This window comes from Gellertiella sp. DMC107 (assembly GCF_056313605.1).
Map to the genome: position 1 here is coordinate 1 of NZ_JBQUZZ010000006.1, position 24,570 is coordinate 24,570.

Annotated in this window: 21 protein-coding genes and 3 pseudogenes; 19 read left to right on the plus strand and 5 right to left on the minus strand. The window is 57.0% G+C overall.

The window, feature by feature from the left end:
* Both ACT54B_RS18050 and ACT54B_RS18055 read right to left on the minus strand, forming a co-directional pair.
* The coding region (locus tag ACT54B_RS18050) for a hypothetical protein (RefSeq protein WP_476046906.1) at positions 1-276 on the minus strand (276 nt) is incomplete at its 3' end.
* A gap of 374 nt (positions 277-650) precedes the next feature.
* A pseudogene (locus tag ACT54B_RS18055) lies at positions 651-836 on the minus strand (IS6 family transposase); the annotation flags it as partial.
* A 95-nt stretch (positions 837-931) separates the two neighbouring features.
* On the opposite strand from ACT54B_RS18055, the gene tnpA reads away from it, so the two are divergent.
* The 3 genes and pseudogenes from tnpA to tnpC all read left to right on the plus strand — a co-directional run bounded on the left by tnpA (position 932) and on the right by tnpC (position 3,279).
* The gene (gene tnpA / locus ACT54B_RS18060; protein WP_476046908.1) at positions 932-1,330 is read left to right on the plus strand and encodes an IS66-like element accessory protein TnpA; all 399 of its coding nucleotides are present in this window, start codon (positions 932-934) and stop codon (positions 1,328-1,330) included.
* On the plus strand, positions 1,327-1,632 hold the full coding sequence (gene tnpB, locus ACT54B_RS18065; RefSeq protein WP_476046910.1) for an IS66 family insertion sequence element accessory protein TnpB: 306 nt from the start codon (positions 1,327-1,329) through the stop codon (positions 1,630-1,632). Before tnpA ends, tnpB begins: the two co-directional genes overlap by 4 nt.
* A 108-nt stretch (positions 1,633-1,740) precedes the next feature.
* Positions 1,741-3,279 (plus strand): annotated as a pseudogene (gene tnpC / locus ACT54B_RS18070) (IS66 family transposase).
* A gap of 205 nt (positions 3,280-3,484) precedes the next feature.
* On the opposite strand, the gene ACT54B_RS18075 reads toward tnpC, so the two are convergent.
* Positions 3,485-4,150: an ArsR/SmtB family transcription factor gene (locus tag ACT54B_RS18075; RefSeq protein ID WP_476046912.1), complete on the minus strand. Its 666-nt coding sequence runs from the start codon at positions 4,148-4,150 to the stop codon at positions 3,485-3,487.
* Between the two features lie 69 nt (positions 4,151-4,219).
* On the opposite strand from ACT54B_RS18075, the gene ACT54B_RS18080 reads away from it, so the two are divergent.
* The 11 genes from ACT54B_RS18080 (at position 4,220) to ACT54B_RS18130 (ending at position 13,085) form a co-directional block, all read left to right on the plus strand.
* Positions 4,220-4,543: an NIPSNAP family protein gene (locus ACT54B_RS18080; protein WP_476046914.1), complete on the plus strand. Its 324-nt coding sequence runs from the start codon at positions 4,220-4,222 to the stop codon at positions 4,541-4,543.
* The gene (locus ACT54B_RS18085) at positions 4,540-4,902 is read left to right on the plus strand and encodes an antibiotic biosynthesis monooxygenase family protein (RefSeq protein WP_476046916.1); all 363 of its coding nucleotides are present in this window, start codon (positions 4,540-4,542) and stop codon (positions 4,900-4,902) included. The genes ACT54B_RS18080 and ACT54B_RS18085 overlap by 4 nt, the downstream gene beginning before the upstream one ends.
* The gene (locus tag ACT54B_RS18090) at positions 4,895-5,278 is read left to right on the plus strand and encodes an amino acid-binding ACT domain-containing protein (protein ID WP_476047405.1); all 384 of its coding nucleotides are present in this window, start codon (positions 4,895-4,897) and stop codon (positions 5,276-5,278) included. Before ACT54B_RS18085 ends, ACT54B_RS18090 begins: the two co-directional genes overlap by 8 nt.
* 764 nt (positions 5,279-6,042) lie before the next feature.
* Positions 6,043-6,645, plus strand: a complete 603-nt coding sequence (locus ACT54B_RS18095; RefSeq protein WP_476046918.1) for a Crp/Fnr family transcriptional regulator — start codon at positions 6,043-6,045, stop codon at positions 6,643-6,645.
* Positions 6,646-6,723: 78 nt separating this feature from the next.
* Positions 6,724-7,092: a hypothetical protein gene (locus tag ACT54B_RS18100; protein ID WP_476046920.1), complete on the plus strand. Its 369-nt coding sequence runs from the start codon at positions 6,724-6,726 to the stop codon at positions 7,090-7,092.
* Positions 7,089-7,571, plus strand: a complete 483-nt coding sequence (locus ACT54B_RS18105) for a DoxX family protein (RefSeq protein WP_476046922.1) — start codon at positions 7,089-7,091, stop codon at positions 7,569-7,571. The genes ACT54B_RS18100 and ACT54B_RS18105 overlap by 4 nt, the downstream gene beginning before the upstream one ends.
* Positions 7,568-7,885 carry a putative quinol monooxygenase gene (locus ACT54B_RS18110; RefSeq protein ID WP_476046924.1) on the plus strand — a complete coding sequence of 106 codons (318 nt, stop codon included), beginning with the start codon at positions 7,568-7,570 and terminating at the stop codon, positions 7,883-7,885. Before ACT54B_RS18105 ends, ACT54B_RS18110 begins: the two co-directional genes overlap by 4 nt.
* Positions 7,882-8,721 carry an arginase family protein gene (locus ACT54B_RS18115; protein ID WP_476046926.1) on the plus strand — a complete coding sequence of 280 codons (840 nt, stop codon included), beginning with the start codon at positions 7,882-7,884 and terminating at the stop codon, positions 8,719-8,721. Before ACT54B_RS18110 ends, ACT54B_RS18115 begins: the two co-directional genes overlap by 4 nt.
* Before the next feature lie 280 nt (positions 8,722-9,001).
* Entirely contained in the window at positions 9,002-10,918 is a 1,917-nt protein-coding gene (locus tag ACT54B_RS18120) for a potassium transporter Kup (protein WP_476046927.1), read from the plus strand.
* Between the two features lie 11 nt (positions 10,919-10,929).
* Positions 10,930-12,411, plus strand: coding sequence for an ATP-binding protein (locus ACT54B_RS18125; protein ID WP_476046930.1), 1,482 nt, complete (start codon positions 10,930-10,932; stop codon positions 12,409-12,411).
* Positions 12,408-13,085 (plus strand): response regulator, encoded by a 678-nt coding sequence (locus tag ACT54B_RS18130; protein ID WP_476046931.1) that lies wholly within the window; start codon positions 12,408-12,410, stop codon positions 13,083-13,085. Before ACT54B_RS18125 ends, ACT54B_RS18130 begins: the two co-directional genes overlap by 4 nt.
* Positions 13,086-13,391: 306 nt before the next feature.
* Here the strand turns inward: ACT54B_RS18130 and ACT54B_RS18135 are convergent, their stop codons facing one another.
* The gene (locus tag ACT54B_RS18135; protein WP_476046932.1) at positions 13,392-14,810 is read right to left on the minus strand and encodes a PepSY-associated TM helix domain-containing protein; all 1,419 of its coding nucleotides are present in this window, start codon (positions 14,808-14,810) and stop codon (positions 13,392-13,394) included.
* Positions 14,811-14,846: 36 nt separating this feature from the next.
* Positions 14,847-15,560: a Crp/Fnr family transcriptional regulator gene (locus ACT54B_RS18140; protein WP_476046934.1), complete on the minus strand. Its 714-nt coding sequence runs from the start codon at positions 15,558-15,560 to the stop codon at positions 14,847-14,849.
* A 953-nt stretch (positions 15,561-16,513) separates the two neighbouring features.
* On the opposite strand from ACT54B_RS18140, the gene ACT54B_RS18145 reads away from it, so the two are divergent.
* The 5 genes and pseudogenes from ACT54B_RS18145 to ACT54B_RS18165 all read left to right on the plus strand — a co-directional run bounded on the left by ACT54B_RS18145 (position 16,514) and on the right by ACT54B_RS18165 (position 24,480).
* Entirely contained in the window at positions 16,514-16,819 is a 306-nt protein-coding gene (locus tag ACT54B_RS18145; RefSeq protein ID WP_476046935.1) for a hypothetical protein, read from the plus strand.
* A 144-nt stretch (positions 16,820-16,963) separates the two neighbouring features.
* A pseudogene (locus ACT54B_RS18150) lies at positions 16,964-18,865 on the plus strand (hypothetical protein); the annotation flags it as partial.
* Positions 18,866-18,916: 51 nt separating this feature from the next.
* Positions 18,917-19,282 (plus strand): type II toxin-antitoxin system RelE/ParE family toxin, encoded by a 366-nt coding sequence (locus ACT54B_RS18155; RefSeq protein WP_476046937.1) that lies wholly within the window; start codon positions 18,917-18,919, stop codon positions 19,280-19,282.
* Positions 19,266-19,589 carry a helix-turn-helix domain-containing protein gene (locus tag ACT54B_RS18160; protein ID WP_476046938.1) on the plus strand — a complete coding sequence of 108 codons (324 nt, stop codon included), beginning with the start codon at positions 19,266-19,268 and terminating at the stop codon, positions 19,587-19,589. Before ACT54B_RS18155 ends, ACT54B_RS18160 begins: the two co-directional genes overlap by 17 nt.
* A gap of 415 nt (positions 19,590-20,004) precedes the next feature.
* Positions 20,005-24,480: an NACHT domain-containing protein gene (locus ACT54B_RS18165; protein WP_476046939.1), complete on the plus strand. Its 4,476-nt coding sequence runs from the start codon at positions 20,005-20,007 to the stop codon at positions 24,478-24,480.
* Positions 24,481-24,570 lie beyond the last annotated feature (90 nt).

Here is a 24,570-nt window from a genome sequence, read left to right on the forward strand (position 1 = left end):
CGCCTGTTCCATCGCCAGCGAAACCTGCTCGCGCTCGGGGAAGGCTCGACCGGGCGAGCGCTGCTTCGCGCAACGCTTGCCGGCGGCGCGCAGGCACTGGGCGCGCCCGACCCGGCCATCGTGGCCGGTGCGCCCGCCGATCTGGTTGCGCTTGAAGACAGGGCCACGCTTCCGGTGGAGAAAGATGGGTGGATCGACCGCCTCATCTTCGGCCGTGACATCGCCATAGCCGATGTCTGGGCCGCCGGAGACCATGTCGTCCAAGCGGGCAGGCATGGGAAGCGCGACCAGGTTGAACTCGCTTATAGAAGCGCGCTGAGACAGCTTATGACCGCTTGAAGCAATGTACCTATAAACGAGAATGAATGATATTAATTATCATATTAGTACCATATGGATATGGCGCGATGTATTCCATTAACGGGGACGGATGAAAATATAGCTCACTGCAGAGGGGAAGACACAGTTCACCAGCATAGACTTGGCCTCGTTCCTGAAAGACTACATGCGACGAGCTTCAGGGATATTGGATCAGTCGTCCGCTTGGCAGCGATGCTTTCCTCGTCTGGCTGTCAGAGCGAAATGGTGCGGTGCTAGAGTACCATGAGAAGATATGCGCTTGAGAAGTGTTCTGTAGCACGCATCACGAGCTAGCTGGGAAGTCTCCTGAGATTGTTCACTCGAAAAGGGTTGAGGCGGGCGAGCAGATCGTTCTTCTCATTGACGGTCCACTCGCCTAAAAAGCCAAACCCATTCCGCAGCCACAGCCTCGCTTCGAACCCGGCGATCGTTCCACGCGCAGTGTTGTTCTTCTTCACCCTGAAATGGTCGCTCTCAGTAAGTGTCCGGTGAAGCCGTCTTTGAGATTTCCCGCGAACACCTGAAGTTACGTCACTAATTCCGTCATTAGAGACGTCATCAGGGATGAACTATGGGCCGCATGGAGATTTTGACGGGCGTCGAGCGCCGACGCGACTGGTCTGACGATGAGAAGCTTTCGATACTGCAAGAGGCTGCCGAGCCGGATGCCAGGATTGCCGACGTTGCGCGGCGGTACGATGTCAAACCCCAGCAGATTTATACCTGGCGGCGCAAGTTCTTGGCCAAGCAGTCGGAACCGGTGGTCTCCTTTGTGCCGGTCGCATTGATTGCCACTGAGACGAGCGACGAAGACGAGCGACCCGCCCCAGTCGACACGCCTGCGGCGAAGCGGTCGGTACGTCCCATGCGGATCGAGATCGGCTGTAAGGGCGGCCGCGTCCTGAAGGTCGAGGCCAACATTGGGCCTGACGTCCTGAAAGCACTGATCCGCTCGGTTGAAGACGCATGATCACGCCCGGCGCAAATGTGCGCGTCTATCTCGCCTGCGGTGTGACGGATATGCGCAAGGGGATCGATGGCCTGATGGTGCTGGTGCAGTCGTCACTTCGCCAGAAGCCAGCGTCGGGATCGGTATTCGCATTCCGGGGCCGTCGTGGTGATCGCATCAAGCTTCTGTTCTGGGATGGCCAGGGGTTCTGCCTCTACTACAAGGTCCTTGAGAAGGGCCGCTTTCCCTGGCCGTCTGCGACCGACGGCACCGCCCGGCTGACGGCGGCGCAGTTGTCGATGCTGTGGGAGGGTATCGACTGACGGCGACCCGCCTGGACCTCCGCTCCGACACGGGTTGCGTAGGGTAAAGGCTAATCTTAACAGAGACATATGTAGCGATTTGGCGTCAAATCAGCTATAGTTTTTGGCATGGAAGAGAGCCATTCAAACCTGCCTGAAGACGTCGATGCGTTGCGAGCCATTATCGCCGCGCAGGCTGATCAGCTGGCTGAACAGGCTCGGAAGCTTCAATCCCGCGACACGCTGATCGACAAATTGAAGGCGCAGCTTGCGGTCCTCAAGCGGGCTCGGTTTGGCTCCTCCTCCGAGAAGATGGACCGCGCCATTGAACAGCTCGAACTGGCGCTGGAAGATATTGAGGCGGCCGAGGCAGAAGCCATCATCTCGGCAGCCCCATCAATTGCCGGTGCGGCGAAAGCCAAACCGAGCCGCCAGCCATTACCCGACCATCTGCCACGCCATAACGTGACGTATCAGGCAAATTGCGCATGCCCGGTCTGTGGCGGTTCCGACTTCATCCGCGCAGGCGAGAGCGTCAGCGAGGTTCTCGACTACGTCCCGGCCTCGTTTCGTGTCGTGCGTCATATCCAGCCGCGCTTTACCTGCAAGGGCTGCGATACGCAGGTCAAGACCGAGATGCCGTCGCTGCCCATCGAGCGCGGCAAGCCGGGGCCGGGTCTCGTCGCCCATGTTCTGGCTGCCAAATACTGCGATCACCTGCCGCTTTATCGCCAATCCGAGATTTACGCACGGGAAGGTGTCGACCTTTCCCGTTCGACCATGGCCGACTGGATCGGCAAGGCCAGCGAATTGCTGGAGCCGCTGCTGGTGAAGCTTCGCGGGCATGTGTTTGCAGGCCATCGCCTTCATGGTGACGACACGCCCGTCCCTGTGCTGGAACCAGGCAAGGGGAAGACCCGGACAGGCAGGTTGTGAACCTATGTTCGCGACGGTCGTCCCCATGGTGACACGACACCACCGGCCGTTTGCTACTTCTTCAGTCCGGATCGCAAGGGACTGCATCCCAGGCGGCACCTGGCGACCTTCTCGGGTGTGCTGCATGCCGACGGCTATGCGGGCTTTCGTGATCTCTATGAACCGAACGAGCTAGGTGGCCCACCGGCCATTCTCGAAGCCGCCTGCTGGGCGCATGCAAGACGCAAGTTCCTCGATCTGACGACGTCGGGCAAAGCGCCTATTGCCGAGGAGGCGCTGCGGCGGATCGGCGAACTCTACGATATCGAGAAGACCGTTCGAGGGGAGCCGCCAGATGTGCGGAAAGCTGCGCGGCAACAGAGCAGCACTCCCAGGGTCGAAGCCCTGCGGTCATGGTTGGACGACAATCTCAAGCGCCTGCCGCAAAAGTCCGGAACGGCTGAAGCGATCCGATATGCACTGTCTCGTTGGAAATCGCTTTGCCGTTTCCTCGATGACGGCAGTATCGAGATCGACAACAATGCCGCCGAACGGGCTATCCGGCCGATTGCGCTCGGCCGCAAGAACTGGCTGTTTGCCGGGTCGGGCAAAGGCGGCGAACGCGCGGCTGCGATCCTGTCGCTGATCGAGACCGCAAAGCTCAACGGTCTCGATCCTGAGGCCTATCTCCGGGATGTCCTGACCCGCATCGCCGAACATCCCATGAAACGGATCGATGAACTCCTGCCGTAGAACCTAGAAATCCCGTCGGAAAGAGCCTGACCGGACGCTTACTATTAAGAAAGCGGCCCGACATCCTCTCGCATAACAAAAATCCTGGTTCGGCAGGGTGTATTATTTGATCCGCTTGCTTGTGCCCTGAGCCCAAAGGCTCCTTTAATTGGGCATTAAGGGAACGTAGCGATAGGTTTATGTTTACTCACGCCGTGGTGCCCAATTATCTCAACCAAGTTTGAAATCGCCGTTGACCCTCTGGCGTAAAACTAATGATGCGCGATTCAGGGACACGTTTTGCCCACGCCTGCGTTAAGAAACAGTCCAGAATTGCTTTGCCGAGCCGGCCAGCGAGATGGTTGCGTCGTTGGCTCCAATCAAGGCAGCCAAGGCAAAGAGGGCGCTTGCTGGCCGGCAAATGGTCTGGCGTGGCGCCGATCTCCGAAAGTTTTATCCATCCGCGCTCCGTGACGGTCAGGTCCTCTAATAGCCACCCGTCATTTTGCATCCGATCAAATAGCTGCACACCCATCTCTCCCGCCAAATGATCGTAGCATATGCGTGCTTTACGCAATTCCGGTTCTTTCGGTCCGGTCCGTACTGGCGGTGCGGCATCGCTAGAGAATACCATTAAAGCTTCTAGGAGGCTGCCGACATGATGTCCTGCCAGCCTAAAGTACCGGTGACGGCCCTGTATTTCGACGGATAGAACATCACCATCGACGAGTTTTGCAAGATGGCTACTGGCAGTCTGCTTTGTAATGCCGCCTCGTCCGGCTAGCTCGGTCGCCGTTAACGCTCGACCATCCATTAGTGCGAGCAGCATTGCACTGCGAACAGGATCGGCGACCAAAGCGGCAATACGGGCGATATCAGGACCTTCTCTCATAGTTCGACGTTAATCGAACCAATCAGCCTGCGCAATTGAATATGATCCTGCCATTAGGAGAGGCCAGACATGATCACTTGCATAATCACCTACGACATCGATCCCAACCGACGTGAGCTATTTGAAGAATACGCTCGCAATTGGGGCCAATGCAGCCCACGTTGCGGAGCAGATCTCATCGGCTATTTTGCGCCACATGAGGGATCAACTTCTACTGCTTACGGTATCTATTCACTGCCAAGTCTAGCAGACTATGAGGCTTATCGCGCCCGCTTGGCTGCAGATCCAGTAGGTCGCGCGAACTACGAATTCGCAAAGAACGCCGGGTTCATTCGCCGCGAAAACCGACTGTTCGTCAAATTGGCATCCACTCCACATGGGGCGCGCGTATGATTGCCGTTATTTTCGAGGCTTGGGTGCCAGGCGAAGCACAAGGCGATTACCTTGATCTTGCTGCCGAACTGCGTCCGCTGCTTGCGGATCTTGATGGTTTCATCTCCATTGAAAGGTTTCAGAGCCTGACATCTCCTGGAAAAGTTTTATCGCTATCCTTCTGGCGCGACGAGGCATCCGTCGCGCAGTGGCGCAACTTACCAGAGCATCGTCGGGTGCAGGCGGCGGGTCGTGATCACGTTTTTGCTGATTATAGGATACGTATTGCTGATGTTTCACGGGACTACGGTATGAAGGCCCGCGATGAAGCTCCAAATGACAGCCGCAATTTTCACCAAGAGTTACCTGACCATGTTTGACCTTGAGTTTCATCTAAGTGACCAGCCTGGGCAACTTGCGATTCTGGGCGAAGCAATGGGAAAAGCGGGTATAGCTTTTGAAGGTGGCGGTGTCTTCACGCAGGACGGGATATCGGTTGCCCACTTTCTATTTTGTGATGGCGAAGCCGCAAGACGAACTGCTGAGACTGCGGGCATTCCTGTCATAGCGATGCACCAACCGCTTATAAGGAAAATTAGACAGGGCACTCCTGGACAGCTTGGCGCTATCGCACGTGCGTTGGCTGAAGCCGACGTCAATATTCTGGTACAGTACTCCGACCATCATAATAGACTCGTATTAATTTGTGACGATTCCGAAACCGCACGGGAGGTTACGAGAGCTTGGGCAGATTGAGGCTGAGGGACGGTTCAGGGATGCTATGCAGCAACCTCAATCGTCACGGTTACGAATTCGAAATCGAACTTGCGAAAAGGGCTGTCGGCGAAGGTGTTGCAATTTATCCGATTGGTTCGCTCTATTTGGGCCGTAGGCCACCGTATGCTGGCTTTGTGTTCGGGTACGCTTCGCTGAGCATCGGAGACCTTGCCGAAGGGGTAAGGAGATTGGCTAAAGTTCTCTAGAAAGTATGCGACTATCTAACTTAGCAGAACCTATCAGCTGGCCTATAACCGCATAGTGACCATTGGCTACTTTGGGCCAAACGCAGACTTAGCGAACTGGTTAAACCGCCTTGAAAGGAATTGAACGGCCGACCGTAGTTCAGTGGGTTTAATTGGCAGCACCTTCCGGTCCGGGCAACAGTTTACTTGCCGGTTTGGCGTCGAAGGCGGTCTGTCCGGTCTTGGTAACATGCTGCAAAGAGCTATTATTCGCTAGCTGCTAGACGGACCTTCAAGAACCGAAGCAGTCTCGATAGCGGTAAGTGATGCAATCTACCCGCGTTGTTGATCGTGACCAGAGGCTTTTGCTTTCTGCACACTCGTCTTGCCGGAAAAGCGAAATAAGTATTCGAACCCTACCGAATATATTCAGCAGCCTATAGCTTTTTCATCAAAAACGGCACAGAACCAGGAAAACAGACTTCAATTTCGTGATACATATAGCGAACTAACCGCTTCCGGGCCGCAAGCCGGCGGCCCTTTCCTTGGAATTCGGCTATGGCAAGTAACGGCCAGAAGGTGGATGACTTCGAAGACTTTTTCGCGCGGGTCGCTGTCTATTCGGCACTGGAGCCCGAAGCACGTCTTGCCTGGAGGGAACTACTGCAGGCCCGGTCCGTGGACAAGGGCGAAGCGCTTCTCAAGCAAGGTGAAATCCCTTCACGAGTGCACTTCATTCGCGGGGGCCTGGTATCCCAGGCCAGTATCGATAGCGATGGAGGCCTTGCCATCAAGCGCTTCTTTCCGGAAGGCAGCTTTGCGGCTTCGGTAAGTGCACTTGTGTCCCGATCACCCAGCATGTTTTCGCTCACGGCACTCGAACCGACGCGATGCGCCGAGTACGATTTTGCCGGTTTCAGGCAACTCGTCAAAAAGCACCAGAGCGTGGCCGCCTTCTACATCGCCTACATGGAGCGCCACTGGATCGTCGAGAAGGAGCCGCTGGAACTGTCTTTCCGCAACGAGGACGCCGCGGCGCGTTACAAGCGGTTCACGCGTGAGTATCCCACGCTTCTCAAGCGCCTGAAGCAGCATGAAATCGCGTCCTATCTCGGCATCACACCCACTCAACTCAGCCGCATCCGGTCTCAACAAATGTAAATGAGCTGCGAGGTCCCGGCTCCTATTCTTGCGTTCACGACAGTTTCCATGTCGAGAACGCGAGAAAGGAAGTCATGAATGACAAAGGTTCAATCCCTCGAAACTTTTCTTGATGAATTGGAACATCCGATGAAGGAGGGCATCGCACTGGTCTGCCGCCAGTTTTCCAATGCTGGCATGGCGGCGAGTGTTCGGTGGGGCGGGCCAAGCTTCGAGTATGGCCGACCATTCGCCACGCTCAATCCTCGCCTGAAAGATTGCATCGCCGTGATCTTCCATGAAGGGGATGTCTTGCTGAAGCAATTCGCCGCCCTGGAGACAGGCACCAAAGGCAAAGCCTTTCTGAAGCTCGGATCAGACCAGGAAGCCAACGAAAAAGCAGACATGCTGTCTTCCATCGCCCGTGCCTGGATCGGCCTGATCGATCAAGAGGGCGCCCGCCCATGAATTCCGGCGCTATGGATAAAAGAAGCACCGAAGTGGCTGCCGGGCAGCCCCGCTGGATGACGACGGTCGGCTGGGCGCAGTCGGGTCTTGTGGGACCTTTTCTACTGGTCGACAGCCTGGCCAAGCTTGCCGGAGGCGTTCCACCAGAAGCGGCAGCCAGCATTGGATGGCCCTACGACCGGGCCACCATTCTTACCCTGGGCCTATTGCTGGCGTTGCCGACGGTTCTCTACCTGTGGCCGCGGACTGCTATCCTGGGCGCGATACTGGTTACGGCCTATCTCGGCGGCGCGGTAGCGACGCACATGCGGGTGGGAAATCCCTTGCTGACCCACACATTCTTTGGCGTCTATCTCGGTTTTTTCGTTTGGGGCGGCCTGTGGCTGCGTGAACCCGGGCTCCGCCGCCTTATCCCCCTCAGGAGTTCGCTCGTGAGAGCCGATGACGATAGTCGGGATATTGAAGAGGAAAACCGATGACGAAACATGCAATTGAATACGTACGGTATCAAGTGGGTGCTGATCGCCGTGACCAGTTTCTTGCAGCTTATGCGGAAGCCGCCTGCTCCTTGAGGGCAGCGCCCGAATGCCTGGCATACGAACTGGCGGAATGCGCGGACGATGCATCAGGTGTCTTCATCCTGCGCATCCAATGGATCTCGGTTGACGCCCATCTCAGGGAGTTCCGGACGGGCCCACATTTTGCTGAATTCCTGCGAGCCGTCCGTCCCTTCATCAAGGATATTGCAGAAATGCGCCATTACCTCCCGACGAGCCTGGAGTGGAAACGATGACGGACCGTGCCGCGAAAATGGATGGCAAATCGCATTTCGATATCGCGTTGTCCTATCCCCAATGGCAGGGTTCCGGTCGACCGGAACGATTACCGGCCGGCGCGAAAGGCACAGCGGACGTATGTGGCAAATGGGCGCCGTTGTACTGTCTCGATGATGCAGGTGACAGCGAGAGAATAGACGGAGTGAACAGACTGCCATCCATCATCCGGCAGCTGGACAGCGCGCAGCATCTTCTTCTCGCCCGCAAACCGGCAAGGGTGCTGACCGCAGGCGGCGACTGCGCGTGCGATATCGCCATCGTCGATTATCTGAGCGGTCTCTATCCCGACTTGACGGTGTTGTGGGTTGACGCACACCTGGATGCTAATACGGTTGACACGTCGCCCAGTGGGAACCTGCACGGAATGGCGGCCGCAGCTATACTCGGTTCCCCGCCGCCGAGACTGAAAGAGCGTCTTCGTCACCCGATTGCCGTAGAACAGTTCCGTTACGTCTTCGCCGATGTGGGTGATGACAGTGACTGGGCTTTCGTGAATGCCAAAGGTCTTCGGTGGTTAGCCACCGACGAGCTTGTTCACGGACCTCTGCATATACATTTCGATTTAGACTGTCTTGATCCCGAGCATTTCGCCGGTCTGTCATATAAGGATGGTAATGCATCGGTATCTGCGGCGTTGGACTTGGTCCGTCGCGTTGCCTCCACATCCGACATTGTTGGCTTTACGGTTACCGAGTTTGCGCCGGCGACTGAAGCTGACCTCGTTTCCGGAATGGCGTACATAGACGCGCTCTGCGCGGCAGCAACAGGTGCTAGCGAGGCCGTCAAGGTTTGATAAAGGGCAGTCTCAAATATCGCGGACGTTCAACGAAGTGACCTTACAAAATCACCGAGGTCTGTTCGCAGACCGGCCGCTTTTGCCGATCAGACATTTTGTCTCAATGACCGAATTGAAGGTACGAAGCTGGGAAAAGAAATCCTACTGTAAGTGGGTCGAAGCGCTGCCTCTCGACAGGCATTTCTATATGAAATCTATACGGAACGGCACGCGGACATAACAGCATCTATATGCTGAAACGGATAGTTCCCTCGATGAGCAATCGAAGGGAAACCAAATGAACGCCACTGACCTCTCCCATCCGGATAGCCACGGCCAGCCAAACCCAAACTCAGCGGGAAGACTTGCGGCACTGGCCCTTGGATCGATAGGTGTGGTCTACGGCGACATCGGCACCAGCCCGCTCTATGCGTTCCGGGAAGCGTTGAAACCTGTCTCAGCGGGCGGAACGACGGACGCAGAAATCATCGGCATCATATCGCTGATGCTCTGGGCGCTCACCATAATCGTCATGATCAAATATGTCGGCTTTTTGCTCAGGGCCGACAACGAAGGGGAAGGCGGCACTCTTTCGCTGCTGGCGCTTATTTCGAACAGGGTATCGCCAGCACATCAGCGGCTCCTTTTCCTGCTCGGCGTCATCGGCGCCGCACTGTTTCTTGGCGATGCCATGATCACCCCCGCGCTTTCAGTTATGTCGGCCGTCGAAGGTCTCAAGATTGTCGAGCCTCAACTGTCACGCTTTGTGCTTCCGATCAGCATCGCAATTCTCCTCGCCCTTTTTGCCATTCAATCAAAAGGAACGGGAACGGTATCCCGGGCCTTCGGTCCCATCACGCTTCTGTGGTTCTTCGTTATGGCCATAGGGGGCCTGTCACACATTGCGCAGTCCCCCGCCATCTTCTATGCGATCAATCCCTGGTACGCCCTCAGCTTCCTGCTCTCGGGCGGATATGTAGGCTTTGTCGTATTGGGTGCGGTATTCCTGACCGTGACAGGCGCCGAGGCTCTCTATGCGGATCTCGGACACTTCGGCCGCAAACCGATCCAGGCCGCATGGCTTGCTGTCGTGTTTCCGTCCCTTGCACTGAACTATCTCGGGCAGGGCGCCTTCGTGATGGCTAATCCCGCAGCTGCAAGCGATCCGTTCTTTCTGATGTTTCCGGAATGGGCATTGCTTCCGGTCATTCTTCTGGCCACTGCTGCCACCATCATTGCAAGCCAGGCTGTAATAACCGGCGCATTTTCCCTCGCCCGGCAAGCCATCCACCTGGGTTTCCTTCCGCATATGGATGTGCAGCACACGTCAAGCACGGATACCGGGCAGATCTACCTTCCGCTCGTCAATCGAATGCTGCTGGTTGGCATTATCGTGCTCATCGTGATGTTCCGGTCATCGGATGCTCTCGCAACCGCCTACGGGATTTCTGTCACCGGAGCGATGGTGGTCACAACCATCATGTTCTTGGACTACCTGCGACTCATAAGAAGGTGGCCGCTTTGGGCGGCCCTCGCCCTTGTGGGGCCGCTGGCTTCTTTGGAAGTCGTATTTCTTTCCGCCAATCTTCTGAAGTTCCTCGACGGTGGCTACGTCCCGGCCCTCATCGCTCTGGGCGTTTGCGTTGCCATGTTCACCTGGCGGCGTGGGACGCGGGAAATCGTGGAAAAAACGCGCTCGGCTTACATGCCGCTTCGCCGGTTCATACCGTCGTTGGAGGCATCAAGCCACAAACCAGAAACCGTCAACGGAACGGCCGTGTTCTTGACGTCGCAACCTGAATCCACCCCGACCGCCCTACTCCACAACATCAAGCATAACCATGTTCTGCATCAGACAATCATCATTCTGACCGTGCGTACCCACCCTCGCCCGACGGTGCCTGAGGACGAGCGTGGCGACTTCGAGCGGCTGAATGAGAGGTTCACACTGCTCACCCTGAATTTCGGCTTCATGGATACGCCGGACATCTCCCATGCCATGAGTCTTCTCCGCAAGAAGGGCCTCGTCTTCGACATCATGTCGACCTCGTTCTACGTCGGTCGTCGAAAGTTGGTATCCAATCCACGCGCAGGTATGCCCGGTTGGCAGGATCGGCTCTATATATTCATGGCAGGCTTGGCTGCAGATCCTTCAGACTACTTTCGCCTCCCGACGAACCGCGTGGTTGAGCTCGGAACGCAGGTCGTCATATAGGATGGTGGCCCATGTCGATCGGCCGGCAATGGGTGCACGGGTGGATCAGTATGTCGGGCAAAAACTTGAAACGTTTGCTGATGCCATCGGGTGTGGGCGGCTTTGGCGTGGCCATTGGAGCCATCGCCCTCGCGTCCTTTATCGGGCTTCCGTTTCGCGATCATACCGACGCCGACAACCTCACCATGGTCTACCTCACCGCCGTTGTGGCCGTGGCCTTGCGGAGCGGACTTGCCCCCGCCCTGCTGTCCGCGGCGCTCGGCGTTGCGGCTTTCAATTTTCTCTTTACGCCGCCCTATTACACTTTCGATGCACTTAATCCCGCCTCGTACCTGACATTCGGATTCATGCTGGTCAGTTCCCTGCTTGCCGCACTCCTGGCATCAGGTCTTGCAGCCCGGCTGGCATCGACAAAGAGGGAGTATTTCCAGGTAAGGGACATGCTCGCGATTTCCCGCTCGCTTCTCCAGGCCACAAGCCGGGAGGATGTTGAAGGGAGCCTGTCCGGTCCCATACGTGCCCGTTTCGGCGCAGATATCGATCTCCTGCTTGAAGAATTACCGATAATCGGACGCGGCGGATCGGAGACGACTGCGCCTCTGGATGTACCTATTGCAAACGGTTCAGAAACACTGGGGGTTCTGCGGCTGACATGGCCCACACCGAGAGCTATGGACCATCAGGACCGGGTGGAGCTGGATACGATCGCCGCCCTTGCGGCCGGTGCTGTGATGCGGCTTCGACAGGCCGAATTTGTCAGCCGATCCCAGTCGGAAAAGGAATCCGAGAGATTGCGGAACCTTCTTCTCTCTTCCTTGGGACACGATCTCCGGACACCCTTGACCGTTCTGTCGGGCACAGTAGGCAGCCTACTCCGCCAAAGGCGCAAACTACCACGCGAAATTCTGGAAGATGTGGTGCTGTTATCGCGGCAGATCGATGATTTGCAGCGGTTTACCGCCAATCTCCTGCGGATGGCGGCGATTTCATCAGGTCAGCTGACACTCAACCGGCAACCATACGATATTCAGGAACTGATTGGCGCGGCACTCAAGCGAATCGATGGTATTCGGGGAGAAAGAATGTTGCGGATCGAGATCAATGGCCCGTTGGCTTTGATCGATGCCGACGGCGCACTTGTGGAGCAAGTAGTCGCAAATCTGCTTGAAAATGCAATCAAGCATACAGCGCCGGATGGAACACTTCTCCTGCGGATTGAATGCAAAGGCGCGATGCTGCAGACATCGGTCATCGACGACGGACCAGGTATCCCCGCTGGAGAAGAAGACGCCATATTCGACCGTTTTCAGACAGGCGTCGCCGTCCAAGCCGACCGCAGCAAAGGCGGTCATGGTCTTGGGCTTGCGATATGCCGCGGCATTGTCGAGGCGCATGGTGGCTCCATCTCTGCTTCGAACGGCGATAAGCTACGTGGGGCATGTTTGAGCTTTTCCCTTCCCTTCTCAAATTCGGCAGAAGGATTGTCTCAGTGATTCTTGCGATTGAAGACGAAAAGGACGTTCGACGGTTGATCCGCCGCTCTCTTGAGGCTTTGGGTTACAAGGTCATGGAGGCTGCGGACGCGACCGAAGGACGCCAGCTTCTGGTTCAGTCATCGCCCGAATTGGTTCTTCTGGACTTGGGGCTACCGGATGAAGACGGGCAGAGCTTTATCCGCTCGATCCGCGAGTGGAGCGACATTCCTATCATCGTCCTGTCCGCCCGCGACCAGGAACTGGAGAAGGTCGAGGCGTTGGAGAATGGGGCAGATGACTATTTGACAAAGCCGTTCTCTCCGCTTGAGCTTTCGGCAAGAATTAAAGTTGCTCTGCGGCATGCGGTCAAACTGCGGGGTGGTGTTTCCAACATAACCGAAATCGACGGTCTAGTGCATGATGCAGCCGGCAGGCGGATCCTGCTGGATAACACGCCTGTCCATCTTACACCTATAGAGTATAAGCTGTTCACGGCGCTGATCCGACACCCCGGAAAGGTCCTGACCCACAGCCAGATTATCCGTGACGTTTGGGGCAAGCATACGCCTGACAGCACGCAGGTCCTGCGCATCCACATGCAACACCTGCGGGAGAAGTTGGGCGATAGCCCACTGGCACCTCGCTTCATTTTTACTGAGCCAGGCATCGGTTATCGGTTTCGTGACCAGTGAACACCCCACAGCTTCGAAGGCACGGTGACGGAGGGAGTCAAATTGCATGTATTTCCAAATGAGAAATTAGACGGTTGAGTGATTTCGAGCCACGCAAGGAAATACGTTTTTTCAATGCCTTATCTGACAATAACGCAGAACCGAAGTGCGTTTTGTAGTGTATTTCCGGATGCTAAGAAGGCTCCGTCTTGACGTTGTTCTCTGCTAACAAACGAATTCCCGAACGGCTCTCGAAATCAGATAGACGAGCAAAGCGCGACAGGTGAGACCTGCCGTGCTTCGTTTAGGTTTTTTGTCGCACCCCACTCAATCGAGAGCACGCCGCAAGCCGGGCAGGATCGCTACCAGCAGCATGTCCAGCGCCAGCACGAGTATCAGCGCGATGCCTGTCAGCGGGAAGGCAAGAGCGACAATCAGCATCACAAGCGCTGCCCCCTTCCAGAGCGGCAGATTGGCCGGTGCAACCGGTGCGCCAAGGCGGAAGCTGCCGGAGGGCCGGCGCTTCCACCACATCACGATGCCCGAAAGGCAAAGAGTGAGAATGCCCAGGCAGAACAGGAGGTTTATCGCGATGTTCCACCAGCCCAGCTGCCCTTCGTGCAGCGCGATGCCGACGGCCATGGACTTCCCGGCAAGCGAATAGTCCTTGAAGGCGGCCTCGGCCAGAACCTTGCCGGTATACTGGTCGACATGCACTGTCCGGTCAGCCATCGGGTCCGGACTGTCATAGCTCATGGAATCCTGGGAGAGCGTCCAAACCCCGCTGCTGTCGGCCGGATAAGCGATCTGGAAACGGCCTTTAAATCCAAGTGCGCGGCCGAGCGCATGAATTGTCTCAAGCTTGACGGGAATTCCCTCAGGCAGGCCCTGGACACCTGCATCAGATCCCGATTTCGGCATCAGGGTTTCTTCCAACGCCCAGGGAACTTCCTTCAGGTTGCCGGAATTCAATGTCGAGTGGGAATTATCAGAAAGGGGAACATTATCCCATTTTTCGGCGGGGAAGGTACTCCACGCCTGCACCAGCTTACCACCCCAGACAGACGTCCAGGAAAGGCCGGAGACAAGGAAGAAAAAGAGCACGATGGCCAGCCAGAAGCCGATGGTGGAATGCAACGACTTCCAGAACGGACGCCCCTTTTCCGAAAGAGCCGGACGGAGGGCATCGGAAAGACGCTGCCCGTTGCGCGGCCACCAAAGATAAAGTCCGGTGACCAGCATAACGATCCCGAAGCCCGCGGCTGTCTCGATCAGCAGGTCACCCGGTCCGCCATTGTCACCCCACAGCAGCTTGCCATGCATGTTGGTCGCAAAGTCGTTCCAGGTGCCTTCCTTGGCACGGTCCTGAACGGTGGCGCCATCATAAGGATTGATTGCGAGCGCCCGGTTCTCATCTTCTGAAGTGATCATGAAGATGGCGGGTGTCCGCGAATCGTGCGGCGCGATGTAGCGTGTGATCGTGCCGAGCGGATAGGTCTTGTGGACCGCTTCTTCCAGAGCCGTCAGGCTCATCGGCTTTCCGGCTTCCTCGATGGCGATGCGATCCCCATATTCCGGCGCAACCGTGGTGAACCAAAGAATGGTCATGCCCGTGATGGCAAGCATCACCAGGAAGGGGATAACGAACAGGCCGGCATAAAAATGCCAGCGCCAGGCGGCGAAATAGAAAGCGCGGCCAAAAGAACGCGGGCCGTCCGTCTGGGTGGTTTCGATAGTGGCGGTCATTACATGTGTCCCGAGTGTTTTTGACGATTGGGTTATTCAGGTCCGAAGACCTTGAATAGCGTTCTCTGCAAGCGAGAAATGGCCACCGGTTCCGGCCATTTCGGCCAAGGCGTTCTGGTTGCAGATGGTTATGATTTCCGGATGTCGGAAATCGAGAATTCCAGCCCGTTTCAAGCTGTTGAGGCAGCGGCTGACCGTCTCGACTGTCAGGCCAAGCCAATCCGCCAGGTCGGCGCGAGTGAGAAACAGCGTGAAGGTTGTGCGCAGGCTGCGCCGCAATGACGGACGGCGCGCAAACTGGTTGGAGAGATCGAGAATGGCCGATGCCACCTTTTCCGATGCCGTTTTGCGACCGAGCAGCGTGGCGTGAAACTGGCTTCGGCCCAGCATAAGTCGGAGATTGGCCCCGATTTCACCGGGATCGACATCGGCTTCCTCCACCCGCTCGATGATGCCGTGAGACAGCATTTCGGCCGTGGCAAGCTGCACCGCAAGCGGCGACATTCCGAACAGCCGCCTCGGCCCCAATATGTCGATGATCTGGCGACGCCCGTCCGCCAGCAATTGCGAAAGGGCGACACAGCCTTCTTCGATCCGGTAGAGCGTTCCTGCCCGCTCGCCTTCGCGAAACAGGAGCGTTTTCGGCAAGACGGCGCTGCGACCGTTGCCCGGCTTGCCGCGATGGCTGTCCAGATGGATGAATTCCGGCATGAAGGGACGTGAAACGTCCGGTCCCGTATGGTTCAGCATGGGAATGTCCCGTGATTATCCGGAACAGGCCCCAAAGGCTTGGCGTTCCGGCGTGTTTCGCTTACAGCCGGCGCGAGGGCAGCGACTGCGGAATCAGACGAAAAGCGAAACGGCCGGTGGCGCGCGCGGCGCCGCATTGGGCGGGAAAAGCTGGCGGGTAAAGGCTTCGAAACGGACAGGCAGAACAGCCTGGCGCACCGGTTTCATCAACGGGATCGGAAGAACCGCCGGAGGCGGCAGATCTGTGGAGGCACTGAGCCGGCAAGCATCGCAGCCCTTGTCTGCAAGGCTCCCCTTATTTCCGGCCGAACCATCCTCCTGGGGGGTGCAAAGTACCGGTATCGTGCCGTCAGGAAGGGCGTAAGCTGCCATTTCCTGCGGCAAGGGAGAGGCATATGCTGTCGGCATACGATGGGCGAATCCAACGCAGACAAGCGCAATGGCGCACATAATGCGCAGCCAGATCGCCACTTTGTTGAATATGCCTGCCATGATGTCCCTCTCGTGCCAGCATAATGAGCGTAAATTCTAATGACAAGGGACTAGCATTTTTGTCGCAGCATACATTTTGGATGCGAAACAGCGCTATGGAAGGTCGGCTTTGCTGCAAAGGAACAGCATCTGTTTCTGCAGGTGCCGCTCGATAAGGGCGGCATGATGGGCTAGCACCGCGCCCTTGGACTTCAGGTCCATCTCCTGGTCCGGAAAACCAAGAAGATCGGCTCGAAGCCGGCGCCGTTCATCTATTGCGGAGAGGTCGACTTCGTGAGTTGGGAGCGCGAAGCGCCCATATCGGTCACATGGCATCTGCGGGAGGCCTTGCCGCCAGCGCTATACTCACAGCTGACGCTTTGACCGGCGAAGCAGATTGCCGATTTACGCAACATTCACCAATTCGCTTTAGCTGCCACCGCCCGCCTCTCCTCCCGTAAGCTATTGCGATTAATGGTGATATGAAAAACGCTACTCCCGCCGCCGCGATTTTTCAGCGCAAGATTTTCGAATTTTGCGATCTGCGGCTAAAGCCACTGATCACGTCCCGTGAACTTGAGAACATCAAACCTTACCTGGCAAGCTTGCTGCTTTACCAGAAGGCAGCGCCGCGACGAAACGGACGTGTCGATTGGGCTTCCGTCGTTGCAGCTTGCGGGATGGAAACCGAGCTCAACACGGCACTAAAGAAGAACCTGCAAATCGGCTTTGAAGCAATTGAACGCTGGAGAAAAGACAATCCCGTTCAGCAGCAGAAGATTCTCTAGGACAACCCGAGAACGGATCCTGTCAATCGAGCCGCAACGGTCGGTCGAAGGGCAAGAAAGGCGGGTAGTCCTGTAGCTGCAACCGCCGTAGAGCATAGCAAACAAAAGGCAAAACCTGGGGTTCCGCCAAAGCAAGTCGAGGAGTTTCCGGCTCCATTATTCGAAGCAACGAGGACCCTCCTCAGTTTCAGGATGCGCTCGCCTATCAGATGCGCCGTCACGGAGATAGCTCCTGGCATCTTCATCGAGCCGTTGTTCGCGAGAGTGAGGCCTTCGACCGAAAGACGATCTTCAGCTGGCTGAATGGTTCCAAGGCTCCACGTTCAGTGGAAAGCCTCGACATTCTTTCGCGCATCGAAAGGCGCTACCGGCTACCTTTGGGGTATTTCAAAGCCAAGCTCCAACATCAGTCTCGCTCGGCCCATGGCCACGATGTAAGCGAGGGTATCGGTGACGCTGAGAGGCGAAGGCTAGCTTGGCATCTACCCGACGATTTCAACACGCTGCCGTTTGCGAAGCGAAACGAGATCATCGAATGGGTTCAGAGGGTAATTATCTCTGGATCGACCGACTACCGACGATACCAGGCCATGGCGACACGACAGCGCTATGCGATACGGTTTCCAGGCATATCCTATGGCGGCACGCTTTCACCTCGCCTTGACGCCAACGCGTGGGGCCAGGACGAGGATCAGGCTGAGCTGGGGCTTGAAGACCCGGATCTGTTGGCCGGCGTAACCGATGCACCACCCCGGCTGGCGATGGAAATGGCCAATTTGGTCAGCTTTAAAACCGCCACGCTGACGTCGCTCGGGTTTCAGAGAAACGGCGTATGGGGCGAAGAAACGGCATCTCAGAAAATCGAACATCTCGGGCTGATGTTTGGCGCTCTTGCGGCTTCTCCCAAGGGAGCGGTGAAAGGGTATGGCGTTCCGCTGGGGCAACTGACGTTCGGGCTGCTTGTGTTTCCCAGTGTATGGGACTGGTACCTGCAATGGCGTGAACGCCGGCGCGGTTTTTACACCGCATGGGAACACGACATGCTGAGTGTGGCGCTAGGCATGCTTCGGGCCGAAACTGGATGGCTTTGGCAGCACCCGGAATTGGTCAAGGGTGTAAAGCCAATCCCTGGCCTTATTTCCCATAGCGAACTAGCAACCGCCATCGAGGATTGGCGAGGTACGTGCGAAATCTGCTTTAAACATGCATCACACCGCTCGAAGGAAGTTCAGCGCGTAATGCGTGTTCACCGAGATCCGTTCGAACCGATCATGCCGGTGCTTGAGGTCGATAGTCCGTTGGCAGAATACAGGAAAATCACCGAAGAGATCATTGCGCGGATGCCCGACGAAAACCGTTATCCTCGCGCCGCCGCCGAAGCTGTGCGATCATTCTTGATGTTGCGTCTCGGTCTCCACCTTGGCTTGCGGCAAAAGAACCTTCGCCAGTTGATGGTTTGCCCACGCGGCCAGTTCCCAACACCCGAACGCCGCCTTGAAGATATGAAGCGGGGTGAAATCCGGTGGAGCGAGCGCGATCATGGATGGGAAGTTCTGATCCCTTCCAATGCGTTCAAGAACGCAAACTCTTCCTTCTTCGGGTCCAAGCCATTCAGGCTTGTCTTGCCAAATCTACAAGGCCTTTACGATCACTTGAACGCTTACATCGAGCGCCATCGTCGTATTTTGCTCGGCAGCGCGGACGACCCCGGCACCCTATTCGTCAAAACGGTAAAGGCGACGAGCAAGGAAGCATCCTACAATCAAACAACCTTCTACGAAGCCTGGCGGCTGATCATCCAGCGATATGGCATCTATAATCCGTACACCGGACGCGGTGCCATCAAGGGACTTCTTCCCCATGGACCCCACAATGTTCGAGATGTGCTGGCGACCCACATCTTGAAGCAGACGGGCTCATACGAGCAGGCCAGCTATGCCATCCAGGATACCCCAGAGATGGTCATGAACCACTACGGCCGCTTTCTGCCGCAGGACAAGGCAGCTGGCCGCGAAGATCCTGAACCAGGTCTGGGAGGCGGCGTGATATGCTTCGGAGCAGCATTGATTTTCGTAGCACTAGGTGCTACAGAAAGTCATGAGACAGCGAGGGTTCAAAACAGCTTGGTTTGCGAGGGCCGCTCGCAAAGCCCGGATTTCCGACAAGGCACTCTACAAGGCCATCGAGCAAGTGGCGCTGGGTCAGGCCGATGATCTCGGCGGAGGCGTATTCAAGAAACGTCTCAACGATAATATGTATCGCTCGATCATATTAGCCAAGACCGGTGAGTTCTGGGTATTCGCCTACCTGTTCGCCAAGAAGGACCGTGCAAACATTGATGACGATGAATTGGTCGCGTTCCGCAAACTAGCGGACCTATACAGGCGAAAGACCGTGTCTGATATTGAGACGGAAATCGCCTCAGGTCATCTTACGGAGATCTACAATGGCAATGAAGCGTAAGTTCAAGAGTGATGCCTTCGAAGCGATCCATAGCGCGGTTGAAGGCATGTATGTCGCCGGCACCATTGACAAGGAGACCATGCGGACGTTTGACGAGACCTGTCTCACAGTACCAGTCGCTCTCAAGCCCGAGGACATCAAGGCGCTACGCGAACGGAACCACGTGAGCCAGCCCGTTTTCGCCCGTTATCTGAACACGAGCGAATCTACCATCCAGAAATGGGAGACCGGTGCCAAGCGTCCCAGTGGCCCTGCGCTAAAACTCCTCTCGATCGTTGAGAAGCACGGGCTGGATATGCTGGGCTGACTGGGCCAGCTCTTGAAAGGATCAGAACCAACGACCTGCCATTACTTCTGGTCCAAAGCAGGCAGATAAACGTGACAGATCAAGCACTTGGCCCGATCGAAGTGTCCGGCGGGGGCCTGATTGCCAACTCTTCGCCATCGCTCGCTGAATCTCTGCCGTTTAGCCCCGCCCACACTCGTGGTCAAATACGAGGAGCTCACCTATTGAGTGGTCGACGGTTCTTTATGATTTGCCAGCAAGCCTACGCGCACCAACTCCTTGCGATAGCCAGTGGGGCCACCACCATTGTTGTAGCCGCGGCAGGTCCGCGGGAGTGCGAAACCTTCAAGGTAGAAATGCGAATTTCCGATATGCCATTTGAACTCCTTGAAGGAATTGGCTTTTCAAGTATTGTCGTCTCATGCCCGACACGCCTATGACGCCCGAAACCCCCGCGCCGATTGACGGCGCCAAGCCTGCTGTTACGGCACGCCGTCGTGACGACTTCAAGCCCACTGTCAAAATCCAACTCGCCCAGCGCGTCGGCTACCTGTGTTCCAACCCGCAGTGCCAGCGGCTGACCATCGGACCACGCAAATGCGAACAAGGATCGAACACCATCGGCGTAGCCGCCCATATCAAAGCCGCGTCACCCGGCGGCCCCCGATACGATTCCGGTCAGACACCGATGGAACGGGCGAGTGCAGATAACGGAATCTGGCTGTGCGCCGACCACGCCCACCTCATCGATCACAACCCGGAAGAGTTCACGGTCGAGAAGCTGGGGAAGTGGAAGCAGGAGGCCGAAGAGCGCGCGTTCCAGCAACTTGCCAGCGGCAAGGGCCCAGCGACCATCGCCCAGCTGTCATACGAACTTATCCAGCAATTGGCTCCTTATATTTCACGGCTCGGTCTACCGGCGAATGCCGATCTTTCGACTATCAAAACGGAGGTGCGCGCAGCGGCGCTGGCAGATATCGAAACCTACGAGCGGCGGCGGAGCTGGCCCAAGCATTCCGTGGAGCTCGAACTCACGGCCGAAGGCGTTAAGGGCATCAGCCATCTGAATCAAGCCAATTTCCCTCAGGTTCTCGCTAATGTACAGCATATCGTCCTGCTGTCGGCGCCGGGCACGGGCAAGACTACGACCCTTATCCAGATCGCCCGCAAGATGATAGAGGCCGGTCCTGTACCGGTTTTTGTGCCACTCGGCGCATGGGCCGAGTCCGGCAGAGACCTGTTCGACTGGGCATCTCGCCGCAGAAGCTACGAGGCGCTCTCTAGCGCGCACCTCAAGTTCTTGGCCGAACACGGCGAGCTTGCCCTGTTTCTGGACGGGTGGAATGAAGTTCCCGAGGCGGCACGCCGCCGCCTCATTCAGAAGATGGAGGAGCTCGAAACACAGTTTCCGTTGCTGAAGGTCGTGATGAGCAGTCGCAGAACGGCACTGGACGTTCCCCTCGCGGGACGCCGCATCTCCATCCTTCCCCTCTCGGATGACCAGCAACTGGAAATCGCGGAGGGTATGAGGGGGCAGGATGGCGCCAGCGTGCTCGATGGTGCCTGGCGGACCGCGGGCCTGCGGGTCTTGGTCACCAACCCCCTGTACCTGCGTGCCTTACTGGAGGCGGCCACTTCGGGGAAACTGCCAGAAACGAAGGAAGAAGTGCTTCGCCGAATGGTCGAGGCCCATGAAGCCGTTCCCGCCAACAAAGAGCTTTTTTACCGGGAGTTGCACGACGCCCAGCAAACCTACCTGACGGTCATTGCGGCGGCCGCCCAGCTGTCCGGTACGCCGACCATTCCTGATCGTGAAATGCGTTCGGCCATATCGGGCGCCAGCAAAAAGCTCGTGTCTGAGGGGCAGATCTCCGCCGCACCAAACCCACCTCACGTCCTCGACATCCTCGTGGCAAGTCACTTGCTGATCAGGGAGGATAGCCAGCTCTACGCCTTCCAGCACCAGCAGCTACAGGAATGGTTTGCATCGTTCGACCTCGAGGCGGAGCTCATGGTGGCAGGCGACGACCTCAGCCTCGAGCATCCGCTTGCAATTCTCGCGCTCAACGATCGCAGCTGGACCGAAGTGGTCCTGTTCGCCTGCGAGCGTATGTCGCGGAAGGACGAGGCGGGCGCCAAGGTTGTCGCCAAGGTCGTGGACGTACTGCTAGGTATCGACCCGATCTTCGCCGCGCAGGTTGTCGCGCGATCTGGGCCGACTGTCTGGGAGATCATTGGAGACAGAGTCGTAAGGTTCGCGCGCGCTTGGCATACGCAAGGCAAGTTAGACCGCGCAGTGGGCTTCATGATCGAGACCAAAAGGCCCGAGTTTGCCGATATCGTTTGGCCTTTCGTCTCCGGCGATGACGGTCAGAACCAGATGAACGCGATGAGAATCGTGCCTCGGTTCAATCCGTCCGTCCTTGGAGATCGTCTAGTACGGGACTTCGCGGGATTGCCAGATCACGCACGAGAGACATTAGCTGCCGAGTTGGCATTTCATGGCGATCGGGACGCCCTCGATGCGGTGCTCGCATTGGCGCTGAATGAAAACAACCTGGAAATCCGACTCCGCATCTTTGAAGGTCTCTCTTTCCGTTTGGCCACGCGGCAAATGGAGGAGCTTCTAAAAGCCTCCGGTGAGGAATTGGTGCAGACAGTCGCGCAAAGGGGCCACTTCGACGGTGTTCGCGATCCCGCGCTACTGGCCGATCTGACGGAAAGGCGTAAAGCCTTGGTAAAAGCTGATACATCTCCTGAGACACGTTTGGCCATGGCCCTCGACGCCCTTCCGGACGAAGAAGTAGCGGTGGCGCTTGAGCGCGAGTTGAGAGACCCCGCGTTCTCGTTCAAGGACCGCGGTATTCATATCGTGCGCGACGCTTGGGCGCGATTTCCGCGCCATGTCGCTGTTGCGCTCAAGTGGCGAGTGGAGAACGGTCTCGACCTACCCTATCAGCCGCAGCAGTATCTGGAGGGCGTCGAGCCCACCGACGACGGCCCCGTAGCCACGCTGACGCTGCAGGACGACAAGAGCGATCGACCAAGCGCGGCGTGTTTTCTCGCTGGAAACAGTACTGTTCGGGAACTCGTCGTGCGTTACCTTGATGCCAGACGCAAGTTCCGAGCGGACGGCGACCGGACAGAGGAGGCCTACGGACCCTTCCGAAAGCTTGCAGACAAGCTGGAAAGCACGCGCGCAAGCGTGCTGATCGATGTCTTGCAGGAGTTCGCAGAGGGGCTCACTCCGGATGAAATCCATGACCTGGCCGATATTCTCAGCCGGCACGGTCGCGGCGGCGATATCGAGCACTTGCAGATGCCCCCTGCCACCAGACCAGCTGCCGTCAAACTCATAGAAGGATGGGGGCAGCAGCTCATCGGTAAGTCGGCTTCACGGCATCACATGGCCCAACTCACGTGGGCGATGCGCCGCGTCCCTGATGCTGGTCAGGTGCCCATATTGGATAGGATGGTCGAAGCGGACCTCGCGGGTCTTGCCGCGGCAAGGGCGGCATACGCGGCCAACAGGTCCAACGAGAAAGCCTTAAACGAGATGCGATGGTCTCACGTTCACGAGTACCGCATCATGCTGACAACTATCGGCAACGACGAGGCCGAAGCGGTTCTCAAGCGTTTTCTACTCGACGCGGACTTCGGTCCAGAAGCTGCTGTCGGTCTCCAAGTTATTTGGCAGCAGCGAAACGAACCAGTGCCTCACGACAATGATCGCAAGTTCAGCCAATGGCCCGACTTCGTTCGTGCTGCCGCAAATCGGTCAAGGAACCGCGCCCAGAGCTGCGACACAGCGGATCTGCTTTTCAAGGCTGCGGAGACCTTGCGTGAAGGCGGCTCGCTGAAAGAACTTGGACGTGCGGCGCGATCTGCCGGCTGCGCCGTACTGCTTCCGCATGGCGACCGCACGGCATTCCTGATCGACATCTTGCAGGCCGAGTTACCACATTGGCAGCGGCTCGAACTCGCCCAACGCATGATGGTCGGTGGTCTTGTCGTGCCCGCCGGCATCCTCTTGAAGGGGTTGTCGGACGCGATGGCCGAGCACGGTGATCGCAAATGGATACAGGACAATGACCTAAGCAGGTTGTTCGACTGGCTGGAGCTGCTACCGGTATCGGATCAGCCATTCGCGTTGTTCGACGGCCTCGAGGCGGTGGCAGCAAAGTTCGAGTTTGGCAAATGGCATGTCCGGGATCTCTTGGACAGTGTGCGTCATCTGGACGAGGGTCTTCGCATCGAGCTTTTGCGCTGGCTCGTAACCCGATGCCCAGAGTTGATCGACCAGTACGAGCTGTTTCTTTCGCTCAAGAATCCGGGACAGGCAACGCTGGACTTCCTATTGGAAATAGCGGCCGGAAAATACGGTAACAAGCCGATCGAGCAAGTTACACGCTTCGACTACCCCGACGAACTTTTTTTGACGCTCTCGTCAGCGGCGCTGGAGAGCTTACCAGAGCGGTATGACTTGGCAACGAATGAGCGACAGAAGGCGCTGCTCGCGGGCATCCTTCTCGCTGGAGCAGATCACGCTACCGTCCTGAAGCTGGCACAAGACAAGACCGGACGCCGTGTCATCGGTCAATATGGCTGGAATACGCGCTCCAAAATTCTGTATTTCCACCAGCCTACAGGTAGCGGTTCGTCGTCATACTCTGTTATTCCACGCGATTTGTACGAACTTCGTAGAGAATTGTACGGTCTGATCCTGTCTTCTGATCCCGAAACGGCCAATTTCGCTGCCGACTATTTGGAGCAAATTGATGCAGAGCGTGATGAGGAAGGTGGGTTCGATTCTGGTCCCCGCCATCCGGACATCTCCTCTGGTCGACCTTGGCCTGTGGTGAATGAGGTGGGCAACACAGGCTTGCCAAGGGCGACTACCACTTCCGCCTAGAATGGTCTTTCGGCATCTATCGACCGTTTCGCGATGAGACATAGACGTCAAGCCGCGAAGCTCTTGCCTCCGAAAATGTGCCATCAAAAT